Consider the following 16,588-nt stretch of genomic DNA (forward strand, 5'->3'; position numbering starts at 1 on the left):
GTACAGCGTGGTAATAACAGGACACCCCTTTTACACTGAAAAGTAATTACAAAAAAATGATCTGCCCGAAAAGAAGGGAGCAAAACAAAGAACCGGAAGCTGATCTGTCTTCCGGTTTCTTCTGTTCTCTTCCAACGATCTGGTGTTAGCGCACTTTTTTCATACCGAGCAACGTGATTTCCCCTTGATCATCACGGGAAAACGTACAGCTCCAATCTTGCCACATATGCTGGAAAGAGGCTTCTGATCGTGGATAAAGCGGAATGACTGTCTCCTCATTCCAAACTAACAACCACTGCTCTCCGACTTGCTCCACGCTGGCTGTACAGCCAAAGCCTTCATATACTCCCATGTAAGTGTCGAACGCTCTTTTTTCAAGCGGATATTCTGGTGGACGCCGAGGAACGGAGATGTCCTTCCCAAAAAGCAAGGTACTCAAGGCTTCCACAAGTTTGCGTACAGGTACAAAATCATAGTTGGTCAGCATAATGACTGTGGCCTGATCGTCTGGGAACCTGTGCAGTTCACTTCGATGCCCGCGGTATGCACCACCGTGATGGACTCTTCTGTGTCCAAGATACGTGTCCAGAAACCAGCCAAAACCGTACCCTGCACCGGTTGCTTGAAAGGCCAATTCTCGTGTCTCTTTTGAAACTATTTTTTCGCTGTACAACGCCTGGTCCCAGAGGTAGAGATCATTGACTGTTGAATACATGGCCCCGGCGGAAAAGCTGGAGCTCATGTCCATATATTCGCACAAGATGAGATCATTCCATGAAGAATCATAAGCCGAGCTCATATGAGGGATAACCTTTCTGTTGTTGTCTAAGCCCGTGTCATTCATCCCGAGGGGAGCGAGTAAATGCTTGCTCAAAAAGTTTTCAAATGTCAGTCCGGTTATTTTCTCGATGATCATCCCAAGCAAGAAATAGCCCGAATTTTGATATGCGAATGTAGAGCCTGGTGTGAAAGCAAGCGGCTTATCCACAAATAAATTAAGAACCTCTTGTCTGGACATCCTCCGTTTGTTTCCATACTTATTGTATTCAGGCAGTGACGAGTAGTTGATGAGCCCGGAGGTATGGGTCAACAAGTGTGAAATGGTAATATCTGGAGCCTGGCTGAGTTCGGGAAAGTAACGATGCAGTCGATCATCTAAAAGAAGCTGTCTTTGTTCAAATAATATCAAAATAGCCATCGCCGTAAACGATTTGGTAATCGACCAAATCCGAAATTTCGTTTCTGTGGTGTTCGGTACATGATGCTCGAAATTCGCATAGCCATACGCTCTTTTGAGGAGAACTTCCCCTCGATGGGCGACTAACACCGTTCCGCTCAAGGGCCAATCACGTTCATACGCGTTTATATATGTTTCCAACCGTTCCGGTAACCCAATCATTTCCATACCCACCGCTAATTAACCCCCACCTGTTTTTTCCAACCGCTACATTCGATTAACGTAAGTTTGCATTCTTTATCGCTGCTTGAATATAAGTCTCCAAGGTATCTATAAACGCTTTGGCGGCATACCCCAGATATTTGTCCGAGCGATAGACAAGACAGATGTCCTGACTGGGAGTAGGATTCAAGAGCGAAACAATGGCAATCTCCTTTTTGGCCAGATTTTCGAGAAGCAGGCGAGGCAGTACACATACACCGATCCCTTGTTCTACCAACGAAAGAAGCGAGGATAGGGTAGTGGTTTCAATATGCGGCTGCAGTCGGAAGCCTTCTTGCTGGCAATACTGGCTAATGAGCTGTCTAACTTGATGATCGTGTGGGAACATAAGCAGTTTCAAATCCTTGAGCTGGGAAAAGGGGACTGCTTTGTCTATGGCAAGGGAGTGGCCCGCCGGAACAGCCAAGGCGAATTCTTCGTGAAATAAGGGAATGACAGTCATTCGCTCGTCAGAAACAGGCATCGTTGTAACGCCAATATCGATCGTCCCTTGGATAATCTGCTCCAGAATTTTCGTAGATTCGATGACGGACAAGGATAGTTTGGGATAGGTACGGTGAAATTCGATGAGCAGCGCGTTAAATATCAAATCTGCGTCTCCGGGAAGGACACCGATTGAAAGGGAGCCGCTTTGGACGTTCTGGAGTTCAGCGATGGCTGAACGCGCGTAATCAAGATGTGAAAAAACATGGCGGCTTTGCTCCAGCAGCACTTTTCCGGCTTCGGTCAAACCAATGCGTTTTCCCAGGCGATCAAAGAGCGGTACACCAAGCTCACTCTCCAAAAACTTGATTTGTTGACTGAGATTGGATTGCGAGGTGCACAGCTTTTCGGCCGCTCGGGAGAAATGCATTTCTTCACAAACGGCGATAAAAAATTCTAATTGACGTAGCTCCATGTATCCATCTCCTGCGTCTCATCGTTTTTATTAATCATTATAATCGGAAAGGCATGATTGTTGGCTCTCTTTCTAACAGGTACACTGATGTTGACGATAAGCGCGCGCGAGTCAAGAAACGATAATCATTGGAGGGATTGCCCCATGTCTCAAAACATTATTCATACGGCTGTATCTGTTCGGCAGATTGCATTGCAGCAGGTTCAAGCGATTCCAGAGGAGCTCTTTGACGTTCATCCTCAGGCATTTGCTAATACCATTCGATGGAATGTGGGACATCTCGTCTTTTCCCTGGATTATTTTCTCTCGCTCTGCCTGCCTTTTCACTCCAATCTACCACAAGCCTATGCGACATTCTTTCATACGGGAACGAAGCCGGCGGATTGGACTCTTGCCCCTCCGACAAAAGCAGAGCTTGTACAGTACCTGACAGGTCAATTAGAGAGACTTGGCCAACTAGCTCCAGAGCAATTCGATCAGCCGCTGCCATCGCCTATTGAAATGGGGCCGTTGCGATTCGAATTCGCGGGAGAGGTTGTCAACTTTGCCATCGTCCATGAAGCCATGCATCTCGGGACGATCTCAAGTCTCGTTAAAGTGATCCAGCACGAGCTTGCGGATAGCGTGAAATAACGAAAAGAACAGAAAAGGAAAATCTAGGACGGGTGCTGGTCATCCGTCTTTTTTGCCAAAGGATGGATCTTCAAAATGAATATCAAGATAAAAGGGATTGGAATGATTGTTATATTCGCGTTCCTGACTGCTTGTACTGTAAATGAAATTAATCAGGAAACATCTCAGAGTAAAGACGTTATTACTGCGCAACAGTCTAATACAAGTGAAGCTAGAATGAATGCAGCATCCATACAAACTCCTAGTGAAGATCTGGTAGGAACGCTTGGTACTGGGGCAAGTAACTCTCCACACAGCTTCACTTTGGATTTTTCTAAAGTTGACTGGGAACAACCATTGCCTCAAGCTACTTTAACGAATCATCTAGGAACAGTAGTCGAAAAAAAGCAAATAAACGATTATGTAGTATTCCTCTATCAAAAAGACCAAGAAAATTTATATGCCGCAATCCAATCAGGCTCATCTACTTTTGATATCGGTCAAATTGGATACATACTACAACAAAAGGATTCCATATCAATTGAGCAGATAGATGCATTTGGTAAAGACTATGTGAAAATTACGGGCTTTTGTGGAGCAAATTGTCCGATCACTAATTATGTTCAAATGGACAAGAATCCCCCAAGTCTTCTCCAAATTCAAGCCCATACCGTAGAAGCGGATTTGAATCAAGACGGGGTAAAGGAGATTATTGCCACAGTTGGTACGTTAGCGGAGACATCGATCTATCGATTAGGCCAGGAAAGGATGGAAACTGTAAATCTAAATGAAGCGATGAAGGCACAGGTGGTTATTTACAAGTATGAGACGAATACGTTTGAAGCGAGTATACAGAACGAATCGATGTCCGTTTGGAAATATCTCGATGGAAAAATGGTATCACTTACTGTGATGAGAGGAGACTGATGAAATTCCGTCGACTCAATGCTTCTCCTTATTTTCTACATCATTTCTATTTATACTGAGAAAGAGTAACCCTCGCATCGTGTTTGGAGGTGTAATAGATGTCTTCCATACTAATCGTGGATGATGAGCCGCAAATTTTGGAAATCCTCTCGTCATATTTGAGAAAGGAGGGCTATCACGTTCTCACCGCGTCAGAAGGAGGGCAAGCGTTGGAGATAGCAGCGACATATCCATTAGCTTTGATGATCCTCGACCTCATGCTTCCTGATAAGGCAGGTGAGGAGGTATGCATAGAAGTGCGCAAATCATCCCGTGTACCTATCCTGATGTTGACCGCAAAAAGCGGGGAAGCAGACAAAATTAGGGGCTTGGAGATTGGTGCCGATGATTATTTAGTCAAGCCATTTAGCCCACGTGAGCTGGTAGCAAGGGTTCGTGCCATTTTGCGTAGGATGGGGGATTATCAGTCTTTGAGCGATCTCGTTGAAATGGGGGAGTTGACTGTATCCTTGGGGGAAAAACGGATTTTTCTGCGAGGAAAGGCCGTAGAGATCACACCCAACGAATTTCGCCTGCTGGCAACGCTTGTTCGATACCCGGGTCGTACGTGGACGAGGGATGAATTAGTAGAGGAAGTTCTGGGAATGGACTTTCTGGGAAATGATCGAACGATCGACACCCACATCAAAAACTTGCGCCAAAAAATAGAGGATGACCCGAGACAGCCAGTCTATATTAAAACGGTTTACGGGCTGGGCTATCGCTTCGACGATCCTGACAAAAGTCGGGGGTAAGAGATGAAACGTATCTGGGTGAGGCTCGCCCTCGTTATTTTACTGGTGAGCGCGAGTGGCATTTTGATTTCAACAATTCTTTCCATCAAAGAAATGCAGCATCATTTTACGCTCTATGTGCGTGACGTAAATCAAGTCCATAAGCAAGACCTGGTTACGATGCTCACGGACGAATATGCGATCCATCAAAAATGGGAGCAAAGTGCTTTTCAAAAGCTAGAGGCCGCTTCCCAATTGCTCGGATTGCAGCTCATGCTCTATGATGAAAACCTCCAGCTTCTCCGGTCTTTTGGGGATACGCTTGCCGTTACTATGACTGGTGGTGACGATGAGCTGACACAAATAGTGGAGCAGGGAAAGGTCGTCGGTTCTATACGCATTCATTTTACTAACACCGGAACCACTTTTTTGGAGGAGCATTTTCAAATCGCCCATACAAATGCGATGCAATGGACGATGCTTGCTCTGTTCATCATTGTCTGTCTGGTCAGTATCGTCACTGCTAAACGTTTCACCAGACCAATTGTCACCATGAGTGAGGCGGCAGTAAAGGTGGCAAAAGGAAATCTGTCAACGAGAATTATCGTTCCGCCTGGAAAAGATGAGCTTGCCAGTCTGGTAGAATCGTTTAACAACCTGGTGAATAGCTTGGAAAAGCAAGAGGAGCTGCGAAAGAGACTAACCTCCGATGTTGCACATGAGCTGCGTACCCCTCTCAATACATTGCTGGCGCAAACGGAAGGGATGATTGATCAGGTTTGGGAAGCCACCCCGGAGCATCTCGAGGCGATCCGCGCAGAAGTGCTGAGACTCATTCGAATCGTTAGTGATCTGGATCAGGTTATGCAGGCCGAAGCCGGGGCCATGACGATTTCCAGGGAGAGAGTGGACATGGGTAAATTGGTTGAGGCAACAGTTGCATCGATGACCGCCGCTTTTCAACAAAAGCAAATCGCGCTATCAAGCGAGGTTCAATCTGATGTTAGGGTGATGGGCGATGAGCAACGGCTAGCGCAAGTGCTGTCCAATTTACTGACGAACTCGTTCAAACATACCGAGAGTGGCGGTAAAGTGCTCGTGACTGTCCAAAAAGCAGGCGCTTTTGTCGAGATACAGGTGATCGATAATGGCAGCGGTATTTCACCGCAAGATTTACCATACGTGTTTGAGCGTTTTTACCGTGGGGATCGATCGAGAAATCGGGGGCGCGGAGGTGCTGGATTGGGTTTAACCATCGTCCAGGGAATCGTGGAAGCGCATCTGGGAGAGGTTCTCATCAACAGTAAAGTCGGGGAAGGTACGGTGGCTATGGTTCGTCTACCGGCAATAAAAGAAGAAGGGCAGGAAAAATAATTCCTGCCCTTTTTGCATGTGATTACTCAGGCTTGTTATTCACTGTAGGATCGACTACAAAATCTCTTTGGAAGCCCTCGTATTTTACTTCTGACATCATCCCTTGAGCGGCGTGACCTAAATCATGACAATGGAACATCCATTCTCCGGGATTATCCGCAATAAAGGCTACGACAAACTCCTCTCCAGGCAGTAGATTTAATGTGTCTTTTACTAATGGCGAAACGGAAACGGGCTGTCCGTTTTTACTCAGTACTTGGAAAAAGTGCCCGTGCAAGTGCATCGGATGAAGATCCTTTGGAGACTTGTTCACAAGCTTTACTTTTACTAAATCTCCTTTTGTGACCTGCAGTGGTGGCGTGTCTGGATAGGTTTTGCCGTTTATCGTGAACGTCATTTCTCCGCTTTTCATTTCGGTATTCAAATCCATCGTATACTCGATGTCATACGAATCGTCGAGTGAGAAATCACTTTTTGCAGCTTCCCCATATTTCGTAATATCGATCAGAGGCAAATCGCCTTTTTCTGCCTTTGGCTTGGTAGCCTCATAGCCTTCGTACAAGATCGGAACGGTCAAAGATGCGGCCCCAGGATTTGAGCTGCGTTCTTCCAAAAGCCAGCTTCCCGGATTGTTTGCTACAAACTCTATATCGTAGCGTTCGCCGGGAGCGATATTCAATAACTGACCACTTACGAGTGGCGGATTGTTGATCGGCTGACCGTCCGTAGAAACAATTTTGTACTCATGTCCCTGCAGATAAAGCCGATGGGATAGAAAGCCCGCATTAATCAAACGAATTCGTACTTTTTCTCCCTGTTTGATCATAAGTGGCGTAATCGCCGAGCCTGTTTTGCCGTTCGCGGAAAAAATCGTGTACATCAGTGGCATCATTTCAGCATCACTCATGGGCATTTCACTGCTATTGCTGTTCATCATGGAGGAATGATCGCTAGTTGTTGTGCTCATGCTCATTCCTGCATGTCCACCACCGTGACTCATGCCAGCCATGCTATCGTCTTTCAACCACTCATCTACTACAAGGGTGAAGTCTTTATCGACCGACTGCTGTTCTTTTGGCTCAACCACCAAGGAGCCGTATAGCCCTTTATCTACTTGGACAACTCCGTTTTGATGCGAATGGTACCAGTACGTTCCGGGGACATCTACTTTGAATTGGTAGGTAAAGCTTTCGCCGGGTTTAACCGCATTTTGGGTGACACCCGGAATTCCGTCCATGTTGTTTGGGACGGGGAGGCCATGCCAATGGATCGTGACAGGCTCAGGTAACTGATTTTGCAACAGTATTTTGACTGTCTCACCTTGTTTTACGCGAAGCTGTGTACCGGGAACCGTACCATTATAAGTCCAAGCCGTTTTCATCGTATTGTCATCCAGATGAAGCATGCTTTCTTTTGCCGTCAGTGTAAAAGTATTTCCTGTCAATACTTCCATGGCGGAATCGATTGCCGCGGACATGGTTTTGGGCTCAGTAGCTTGTTGCGGTGCCTGGGACATATTTCCCATGTCATGACCTTGATGATCCATTGGCTGACTGTTGGCAGCACAAGCCGAAAGCAGCAACGTAGCTGTCAGGATCAACGGCAGGGCAATCCGTTTTTTTCTCAGTTGCTTGGGAATCACGTGTATACCTCCTTTTTACTGATGCAACCAAGGTAGCACATGACTATGAAGAAAAGATGGAGAACTCAATACTCACTTGACCGCTGGGAATAATCAGATTAAACTAATGGATAATCTAGCCGATCAGACAGCTGAAGGCTCCCATAGCTTGCATGGCTTCAAGCAAGTGAGGGGGCTTTTTTGCTTTTTTACAGAGAAGCTGTTAGGAGGATGAATATGGAGTATAGATGCCCGGATTGCCAACAGATTTTTCAGGCTGAAGCTGAGTTATGTCCTCATCTGATGCAGTTTTTAGAAGCGCTCCATGGGCAAAAGGTATGGAGAATCCGCTTCCTGCACCGATATGCATTTGAATTTTACAGTGACGCGCAGATCCAGGATATGGTGAAGACAGAGCCCTTGAATGTTTCCGAGGTGATGTGCATCGAAGCATTCAATGCCAAGACGTTTCAAGGTGTAAACTCCCTAGGAAAACGGATCTCACTTTTTGAATAGGTCCAAAATATGCATGTCCGATGCAGCCGATTGCGACAAATTACCTTTTACAAAATAGAAGGAGGCGATTGGATGAATATTGAAAATCTCGAGGCATTTGTTTATGTCGTCCATTTCAACAGCTTTAATAAAGCAGCGGATGCCTTGTTTTTATCCCAGCCATCTATATCGGCACGTATTCAAACCTTGGAGCGGGAATTGGATGTGAAGCTGTTTCTGCGGGAAGGCAAAAATTTTTCTTTGACGGAAAAAGGAAAGCAATTTCTCCCGTTTGCCCAGCAAATCCTGCAATCGTACCGAAAAGGCAAGCAGCAGCTGCGACGCGAACAGACCACCCTGCACGAGCTGAGGATCGGTTGCACGGCCTCCGTTTCCGCCTATATCATGCCAGAGCTGCTGCCCGCACTTAAACAGCTAAATCCCGAGCTGCAAATCAAGCTGTTAACAGCGCCAAGTGAAACCATACTCGAAAAAGTACTGCAAAAAGAGATCGATTTGGGACTTGTACGCAACATTAGCCATCCCCTGATCGACTCTGTTTTGTTCTATGAAGACCCGATTCGTTTGTATGTTTATCAAGGACATCGATTTAACGAGCAGCATCCAAGCACACTGGACGAGATCGGTGGGGAGAAGCTCGTTTTTTTCGAATGCGGATCGCTTGACTGGATGAAGCTGCACAGCCTGTTCGAGACTTTGCAGCGGCAGCCTGTCATCGATTTGAATATCGACAATCATGAGACAGCCAAAAAATGCATTGCTAAAGGAATGGGGATCGGATTTTTGCCTGATCTTTGCGCACGTAAAGAAGTGGGGGATCAACAGCTGTTTCCGATTGATATTCCGGCCCTTGCAAGCCTTTCCTTGCGTACGAACATTATTACGTTAAAAGGGGAAGGAGGAGAGCTTCGCAATCACTTTTTAGAGCTGATCGGGCATGTTCGCCATCCGACAGAGGCTGAATCGAATCTTTCTATGCATCAATAGAAATCCCTGATTGGGCAATGGATTGACGACAAGAGGGCGTGGTGATAAAGTTTGGAATCATAAAACCAACTAATCTTATCGGTTTTATCGAAACAAAACTTCACTCATCTGGGGAAGGAAGATCGATTCAATGAAATTTGCTTTGTTTAGTCTGATGATGAACATTCCAAATGCAGTAACGGGGGAAACATTAACGACACAGCAAAAGTTCCAAAATGTTTTGAAGCAGGCGGTTCTCGCCGAAAAACTGGGCTTTGAAGCGTATGGAGTAGGAGAGCGACACGGCGAGCCTTTTATTTCCTCAGCTCCTCCAGTCGTTCTAACAGCCATCGCCGCACAGACATCAAGGATTCGCTTGTTGACCACCGTGACAGTTCTCAGCGTGCTCGATCCGATCAGGGTAGCTGAAGATTACGCGACACTCGATCATTTATCAGGCGGACGCCTGGAGCTGATTATCGGAAAGGGCAATGACCCACGTCACTATCCATTGTTCGGCATTACGGAGGAGGACCAGTGGGATTCACTGGCAGAGCGATACGAGCTGCTCTTACGCTTATGGACTGAGGAAAATGTATCGTGGAGTGGAAAATACAGACCGCCACTTCATCAGGTGACTACTCAGCCAAGGCCATTTCAGGCGAAAATTCCTGTCTGGCATGGGAGTGCTTCCAGTACGCTCTCCACTGAACTGGCAGCGAAATATGGCGATCCGATCTTTTCGTCAAACGGGTTTCACCATATGAGCAAATACAAAGCACTGATTGATCATTACCGGGAGCGCTGGGAGTATTACGGTCACGATCCGAAGGAAGCTGTAGTAGGAGCAGGGGGTGGAGCCTTGTACCTGGCGGATACTGCTGAAGAGGCTGTCCGGCGCTATCGTCCCTACTACAATGCTTTTCATGCGACGGACTCTTCCAAGCACAATCAATCTCCTTTTACAGACCTGGAAGACAATATCGAAAATGGCCCGGCTTTGATCGGAAGCGCCGATTTTGTGATCGAAAAAATCTTGAAATACCACGAAGCATTTGGTCATCAGGTACTCAGCATCAGTGTGGACGGTCTGACGGAGGCAGAGCAGCAGGAGCAGATCGAACGTTTTGCAGCCGAAGTCATGCCAGTACTTCGCAAAGAGATCCCGAGTACCGTTTGGGCAGATGGCCCGATACTGAAAAGAGCAAATGAAGTGGCTATCGCAGCCAAATAAAGGCACAAGAGAATCAGTGTGAAAAACAAAATGATGGTTTCATTCAAAGTTTAAACTGACTAAATACATCTGTTTACTAAGATAATAAAAAGTTTTATGGGAGGTCATGTAATCATGAGCCAAATCGATATTCAAGCCTATCTGGACTTGCACGGACAATTAATAGAGGCGATCAAAGGGTTAACAAAAGAAGAGCTGCATTGGAAGCAAAAAGCAGAATCCTGGAGTGTGACCGAAGTGCTTACGCATCTACTGGATCACCATATTGTGGTTTCGTTTCGGATTCGTGACGTACTTGCGGGTACGACAGTGCAGCTTCCGGCGTTTAACCAAGACCAGTGGGTCCATGGACAGAAGGGTAATCAAAGCGACCCGGAAGACATTCTAGATACCTATCGTTCGTTGCTCCAATACAATGCAAAGCTTTTTGGAAGACTGGCACCTGAGGAATTGGAAAAAACAGCGATTAACCACAAAGGTGATACCGTGCGTGTCGTCGATATTGCAGCTGGCTTCATCAAGCATGTGCATCACCATCTCGGACAAATAGAACGGATCAAGCAAGCACAGGCTGCTCAAAGCGTAGGCTGACCTGAGACATCAACCAATACACGAATAAGGGAGTAGAACGACAGTGAAGACCGAACGCACAAACAAATGGATAAAACATACTGCTCTTTCACTTGTGACGGCAGCACTGCTTGCCGGATGCGGATCAAACCAAGGACAAAGCTCAAATCCTTCTGCGCAAGCGGATCAGACTGCTGCCTCGGCAGGAAACGAGCAAGGCGGCGAACTGACGTATGCCTTGGCTACTTCTCCTGATACGCTTGATGCTGGCGCGAGCGGATTTGCGGTGTCCCATCGGGTGTTTCGCAATATCTTTGACAGCCTCGTGTTTCAAGCAAAAGATGGTACCTACCAGCCTTGGCTGGCCAGCAGCTGGACGAAATCAGAAGACGGCAAAGAGTACACGTTCAAGCTACGTACGGATGTAACCTTCCAAGACGGCACGCCGTTTAATGCGACTGCGGTCAAAGCGAATTTTGATCATATTTTTGCCGGAGGACGCGGACAGTCTCGCTCCTTGCTCGGTACGTTCTCGTCAGCAGAGGTCGTGGATGAGCATACGATCAAAATCAAATTGTCAGAGCCGTTTGAACCGTTACTTGCTGGACTTAGTTCAGGTTTTCTCGGCATCTCCTCACCCAAGGCATTTGAACAGTATGGGGATCAATATGGCAAGCATCCCGTTGGCACTGGGCCGTTCAAATTTGTGAGCTGGACGGAAAATGACCAAATCGTGCTCGAAAAAAATCCGGCTTACAAGTGGGGACCACCAGGGGCTGACAATAAAGGACCATCACAGCTGGATACGATTACGTTCAAGATCATCCCGGAGGAGGCAACGCGAATCGGCAGCGTACAGAGCGGTCAGGTGCTCGCTGCGGAGACCGTTCCACCACAATTGATTACTGCACTTAAAAATGATCCCAACATAGTCGTAGATCAGTCGATCACAAACGGTACTGCGTTTTCGCTTTATCTCAATACGAAAAATGAGCCTTGGAACGAGCTTAAAGCCCGTCAGGCTGTCCAGCTGGCAGTAGATGTGGATACGATTGTTCAAACGCTCTATTTGGGCACATACGAGCGTGCGTGGTCCGCATTGACACCGGGTATTCTTGGCTATGATTCTTCACTCGAAAACAAGGTGAAACAAGATATTGCCAAAGCCAATCAACTGCTTGATGATTTGGGCTGGAAGCAAGGTGCAGATGGAATTCGTGAAAAAGATGGCAAAAAGCTGATCCTTCGTTATCTCGATGGTTCGCCAAACCGCGAAAAACGTAATGATATCGCTGCAATTGTTCAGCAGCAGCTGAAGCAGATCGGGATTCAGGTCAATCTGAACATTACTAAAGATACCAATACACCGATTACAAACGGTGAGTACGACATTTTCGGCAATTCCCAAGTAAAAGCGGACCCTGATATTCTGCGCAATCTGTTCCGTTCAGATAAGGTTTTTACAAAAGGCGGAACGAACTGGTCTAATGTGGCAGACCCAGAAATTGACGAGCTGCTCGATCAGGGCGCATCAGAAAGCGATCCCCAAAAGCGAAAGGAAATCTACGCCCAAATCCAGCAGTACATGATTGACAGAGCAATTATCCTTCCGATCTATGTCTTTCCGTATACCGTCGCTCATTCGAAAAAGGTAGAGGGATTGAAATTCGATCTGCTTGGCTATCCGTTATTGTACGACGTCACCATTCGCAAGTAAGAGAGGAGGTAAGTTTTGTGACTGGAACGATTGCTACTCGTCTGCTGACCTCCCTTCTCGTTGTCATTGGATCGTCGATGCTTGTCTTTGTGATTATGTTTGTGCTACCTGGTGATCCGGTGCTGCAGCTGCTCGATGGCAACGCAACAACTCCAGAGGCAATTGAGCAAATGAGGCAGCAGCTCTGGCTTGATCAACCGTTTTACGTCCAATTTATGCAGTATTTCGTGCAGCTTTTGCAGGGGGATTTTGGTGCGTCGCGGATCGACAGCACGCCGGTCCTTCCTAAAATCCTGGAGCACGTGCCGGCAACGCTCGCCTTGACAGCGGTTAGTGCTGCGGTGTCCGTATTGGTAGGTACGATACTGGGAGTGCTTTCTGCCATTCATCGAAATGGAATCATTGATTTGATAGCAAGGTTTGTTGGCTTGTTCGGGATTTCCATGCCAACCTTTTGGACAGGAATTTTGTTGCTCCTTTTGTTTTCCATCCATTTGGGGTTATTCCCGATAGCAGGGTCGGACGGATGGAAAGCACTTGTTTTGCCAGGTATCACTTTGGGCCTGGTCGGGGCAGGGTTTATCGTGCGGATGGTGCGAAATACGATGCTGGAGGTCATTAGCGAGCCGTTTATTGTGACCCTGCGATCGAAAGGCTTGACGGAAAGAGTCGTTATGTACAAACACGCTTTGCGAAATGCTCTCATACCAGCCCTGACGATGATCGGTGTTATGGTTGGCGAGCTTTTGAGCGGAACGGTTGTCGTGGAGACTGTTTTTGCACGGCAGGGAATCGGGCGAATTCTCGCGGATGCCATCATGTCGAAGGATATGCCAGTCGTACAGGGTGTGGTCTTTTTCACTGCCATCATCTATGTACTTGTCAATTTGCTGGTAGATGTCTCGTATTCCTTTGTCGATCCACGTATTCGACGATCGCAGTGAGGGAGGAGGAAGCGTAAGTGAAAGAAACGACGATTACGAAACCACTTGGGACGACAGTCCAACTGCACAGGTATCGGCTGAGACGGTTGGAGCCTTCACAGTTTTTCCTGTTTGGGGCAGGACTGGTTGTACTGTTTTTAACGATATGTGCCATTGCTCCGCAGTGGGTGGCACCTTATGCGCCGACGATGATTGACCCGACCAATTTGCTGCAGCCTCCGAGTGTGAGTCATCTATTCGGGACGGATTATTTTGGGCGAGATGTCTTTACGCTTGTCGTTTACGGCAGCCGAGATTCTCTGCTCATCGGACTTGCTTCTGTCGTCGTTGGCGGAGTGTTGGGAGGAGTGCTCGGGGCAATCTCCGGTTATGTCGGTGGACTCGTTGATCTGATCATAATGCGTTTCATCGAGGTGCTGATGACCATTCCGGGCATACTTTTGGCTCTGGCAATCGCGGCGGCACTGGGACCCAGCACACTCAATATCATTTTGGCAATTGCCTCTGGGACGATTCCGCGTTATGCGAGAGTAATGCGCAGCTCGATTTTAACGGTGAAGCATCGCTCCTATGTCCTCGCCTCGCGCTCGATTGGTAGTTCAGAATTTCGCATCTTTTGGAAGCATGTTCTGCCTAACTCAACTGCCCCTTTTCTGGTGATGGGGACAATCGGCATTGGGACGTCCATTTTAACCGGATCTGGCCTCAGCTTCCTTGGACTTGGGGTAATCAAGGAAATTCCGGATTGGGGTACGGTCTTGTCCCAAGGGAGAGGATACTTGACGGTTGCCTGGTGGGTTTGCACCTTTCCCGGGCTCGCCATTGCCCTATTTGTCCTCTCTGTAAATGTGATTGGAGACCGGATTCGAGATGTGCTGGACCCGAAAAAGAATAACGGATGATTCAAAGGAGGCAGCTGATGTCACAATACCTTCTCGAAATCAAAGGGCTGACGGTTGAATTTCCGACATCTGAAGGATCAGTAACGCCTGTAACAGATGTGTCGTTTCATATGGATCGTGGAGAAACCGTATGCCTCGTCGGCGAGTCCGGCAGCGGCAAAACGATTACCTCCAAAGCAATCATGCGCCTGATTGACTTTGAGCGGGGCCGAATTTCTCAAGGTACGGTCAAGCTGGATGGTGAAGATCTGACTACTTTTCCCCAGAGTGTTCTGCAGTCAATTCGGGGAAAACGAGTTGCTATGGTTTTTCAGGAGCCGATGGCCGCCTTCGATCCTGTATTTACGATCGGGACACAGATTGTTGAAACGATCCGCAGGCATGAAAAGCAAAGTGCAAAGGAAGCCCGTGCTCGTGCCATTGAACTTTTAGAGCGAGTGGGACTGCCTGAGCCGCAGCTTCGCTTTCAGCAATATCCGAATGAAATGTCAGGAGGGATGCTGCAACGAGCGATGATCGCAATGGCGCTCGCCTGCGGCCCAGAGCTACTGATTGCGGATGAGCCGACGACCGCTTTGGACGTGACGATCCAAGCGCAGATTTTGACCCTGCTTCGTGATTTGCAAGCAGAGTACGGGATGTCGATTTTACTCATCACGCATGATCTTGGGATCGCAGCAGAGATGGCGGATCGCATGATTGTCATGTATGCGGGCAGGATTGTCGAGCAAGCTCCGACGCAAAAGCTGTTTACAGAACCGAAGCATCCGTATACGGCAGGTCTGCTGCGTTCTATCACGACGATGGACAGTGATCGCTCGGCTGTGCTCTATACCATCGAGGGCACTCCCCCAAATGTAGCTGATTTCCCTTCTGGCTGCCGCTTTCATCCCCGTTGTCCACTGGCGACAGAGCATTGTCGAACTACCACACCGCCACTTGTTGGAACAGGTGATCATGAGGCAGCGTGCTGGCATAGCGATCTACTGTCAGCTGGGCGCGACCTAGGTCAACACGGAACCTCTGTAGCAGAGGTAGTGGTTGGAGAAGAGCGATCTGCTGACAGTCATCCATCAGATCAGGAATCGCAGCGGTTGTTTGAAGTGGAAGGACTGACGAAGCATTATCCAGTCCGGGGGTCATTCGGTCAAACGAAAGCAGTGATTCACGCTGTAGACAATGTCTCGTTTACGATTCATGAGAGGGAGACGTTTGGACTTGTAGGTGAATCCGGCAGTGGCAAAACTACGCTAGGGCGTGTATTGATCCAGCTGGAAAAAGCTACGGCAGGCTCAGTGCTTTTTCGTGGAGAGGACCTCGGTAGGATAGAGGCATCAAGGCGTAGATCGCTTCAACGTGACATGCAAATGATTTTTCAAGATCCTTATGGCTCCGTAAATCCGCGCTGGACGGTAGAGGAGACGATCGCAGAGCCACTTTCCGTACACAGTAATATAAGCCGTACGGATCGCCGAGCGAGGGTAGAGGAGCTGCTGGAATTGGTAGGGCTGAACCCGACTTGGGCGGATCGTTACCCGCATGAATTTTCCGGTGGTCAGCGCCAACGAATCGGGATCGCGCGTGCTATCGCGTTGCAGCCCAAATTCGTCCTTGCAGATGAAGCAGTATCTGCTCTCGATGTATCGGTTCAGGCTCAAATCGTAAATCTCATGCAAGAATTGCAAAACAAGCTGGGGCTCACGTATGTATTTATTGCGCATGGTCTCAATATCGTTAGACATGTTTCATCGCGTATTGGGGTGATGTATCTCGGCAACCTGGTGGAAATAGCACCGGCAGAGGAATTGTTTCAGCATCCTGCGCATCCCTATACAGCTCTGCTCATTTCATCCATTCCTTGGCCAGATCCTAGCCGTAAAAGAGAATTTACTCCAATTTCGGGCGAGATTCCATCGCCAGCGGCTCCACCATCTGGTTGCCGCTTTCACACCCGCTGTCCTGCCGCGACTACGCGATGCCGGGAGCTTGCTCCAGAGCTGCTTCCGATTGGACATGGCCGCATGGTAGCCTGCCATTTTCCTATCTAAATCCAAGCATAAATGACTAGTAGGGAG

Annotated in this window: 15 protein-coding genes; 12 read left to right on the top strand and 3 right to left on the bottom strand. The window is 47.8% G+C overall.

All coding sequences use genetic code 11. The annotated features are described in order from the left end of the window. Nucleotides 1-145 precede the first annotated feature (145 nt). Nucleotides 146-1,399: a serine hydrolase domain-containing protein gene (locus tag C3B52_RS11960; RefSeq protein WP_164684762.1), complete on the bottom strand. Its 1,254-nt coding sequence runs from the start codon at nt 1,397-1,399 to the stop codon at nt 146-148. A gap of 55 nt (nt 1,400-1,454) precedes the next feature. Beyond that, nucleotides 1,455-2,357, bottom strand: a complete 903-nt coding sequence (locus C3B52_RS11965) for a LysR family transcriptional regulator (protein ID WP_103106313.1) — start codon at nt 2,355-2,357, stop codon at nt 1,455-1,457. Nucleotides 2,358-2,501: 144 nt separating this feature from the next. Here C3B52_RS11965 and C3B52_RS11970 point away from each other — a divergent pair, with 144 nt between their 5' ends. From C3B52_RS11970 to C3B52_RS11985, 4 genes are all read left to right on the top strand, one after another. Continuing rightward, nucleotides 2,502-2,990 (top strand): DinB family protein, encoded by a 489-nt coding sequence (locus tag C3B52_RS11970; protein WP_103106314.1) that lies wholly within the window; start codon nt 2,502-2,504, stop codon nt 2,988-2,990. Between the two features lie 75 nt (nt 2,991-3,065). Beyond that, nucleotides 3,066-3,896, top strand: coding sequence for a hypothetical protein (locus C3B52_RS11975; protein ID WP_103106315.1), 831 nt, complete (start codon nt 3,066-3,068; stop codon nt 3,894-3,896). A gap of 98 nt (nt 3,897-3,994) precedes the next feature. Then, nucleotides 3,995-4,690: a response regulator transcription factor gene (locus tag C3B52_RS11980; RefSeq protein ID WP_103106316.1), complete on the top strand. Its 696-nt coding sequence runs from the start codon at nt 3,995-3,997 to the stop codon at nt 4,688-4,690. A 3-nt stretch (nt 4,691-4,693) separates the two neighbouring features. After that, complete coding sequence (locus C3B52_RS11985) at nt 4,694-6,043, top strand: HAMP domain-containing sensor histidine kinase (protein ID WP_103106317.1); 1,350 nt, start codon at nt 4,694-4,696, stop codon at nt 6,041-6,043. Between the two features lie 22 nt (nt 6,044-6,065). On the opposite strand, the gene C3B52_RS11990 is transcribed toward C3B52_RS11985, so the two are convergent. Beyond that, nucleotides 6,066-7,685: a multicopper oxidase family protein gene (locus C3B52_RS11990; protein ID WP_373419718.1), complete on the bottom strand. Its 1,620-nt coding sequence runs from the start codon at nt 7,683-7,685 to the stop codon at nt 6,066-6,068. 216 nt (nt 7,686-7,901) lie between these two features. On the opposite strand from C3B52_RS11990, the gene C3B52_RS11995 reads away from it, so the two are divergent. The 8 genes from C3B52_RS11995 (at nt 7,902) to C3B52_RS38025 (ending at nt 16,561) form a co-directional block, all read left to right on the top strand. Continuing rightward, nucleotides 7,902-8,180 (top strand): hypothetical protein, encoded by a 279-nt coding sequence (locus tag C3B52_RS11995; RefSeq protein ID WP_235615679.1) that lies wholly within the window; start codon nt 7,902-7,904, stop codon nt 8,178-8,180. 72 nt (nt 8,181-8,252) lie between these two features. Then, the gene (locus C3B52_RS12000) at nt 8,253-9,167 is read left to right on the top strand and encodes a LysR family transcriptional regulator (protein WP_103106319.1); all 915 of its coding nucleotides are present in this window, start codon (nt 8,253-8,255) and stop codon (nt 9,165-9,167) included. A 130-nt stretch (nt 9,168-9,297) separates the two neighbouring features. Further along, nucleotides 9,298-10,380, top strand: coding sequence for an LLM class flavin-dependent oxidoreductase (locus C3B52_RS12005; protein ID WP_103106320.1), 1,083 nt, complete (start codon nt 9,298-9,300; stop codon nt 10,378-10,380). Between the two features lie 114 nt (nt 10,381-10,494). Continuing rightward, the gene (locus C3B52_RS12010; RefSeq protein ID WP_103106321.1) at nt 10,495-10,971 is read left to right on the top strand and encodes a DinB family protein; all 477 of its coding nucleotides are present in this window, start codon (nt 10,495-10,497) and stop codon (nt 10,969-10,971) included. Between the two features lie 43 nt (nt 10,972-11,014). Then, nucleotides 11,015-12,667, top strand: coding sequence for an ABC transporter substrate-binding protein (locus C3B52_RS12015; protein WP_103106322.1), 1,653 nt, complete (start codon nt 11,015-11,017; stop codon nt 12,665-12,667). Nucleotides 12,668-12,684: 17 nt separating this feature from the next. Beyond that, nucleotides 12,685-13,611: an ABC transporter permease gene (locus C3B52_RS12020; RefSeq protein WP_235615680.1), complete on the top strand. Its 927-nt coding sequence runs from the start codon at nt 12,685-12,687 to the stop codon at nt 13,609-13,611. Nucleotides 13,612-13,688: 77 nt separating this feature from the next. Further along, nucleotides 13,689-14,513 carry an ABC transporter permease gene (locus C3B52_RS12025; protein ID WP_373419721.1) on the top strand — a complete coding sequence of 275 codons (825 nt, stop codon included), beginning with the start codon at nt 13,689-13,691 and terminating at the stop codon, nt 14,511-14,513. 17 nt (nt 14,514-14,530) lie between these two features. Beyond that, the gene (locus tag C3B52_RS38025) at nt 14,531-16,561 is read left to right on the top strand and encodes an ABC transporter ATP-binding protein (RefSeq protein WP_103106323.1); all 2,031 of its coding nucleotides are present in this window, start codon (nt 14,531-14,533) and stop codon (nt 16,559-16,561) included. The last annotated feature ends 27 nt before the right edge of the window (nt 16,562-16,588 follow it).

It is taken from the genome of Brevibacillus reuszeri, assembly GCF_002897295.1.
Taxonomy (GTDB): Bacteria; Bacillota; Bacilli; order Brevibacillales; family Brevibacillaceae; genus Brevibacillus; species Brevibacillus reuszeri_A.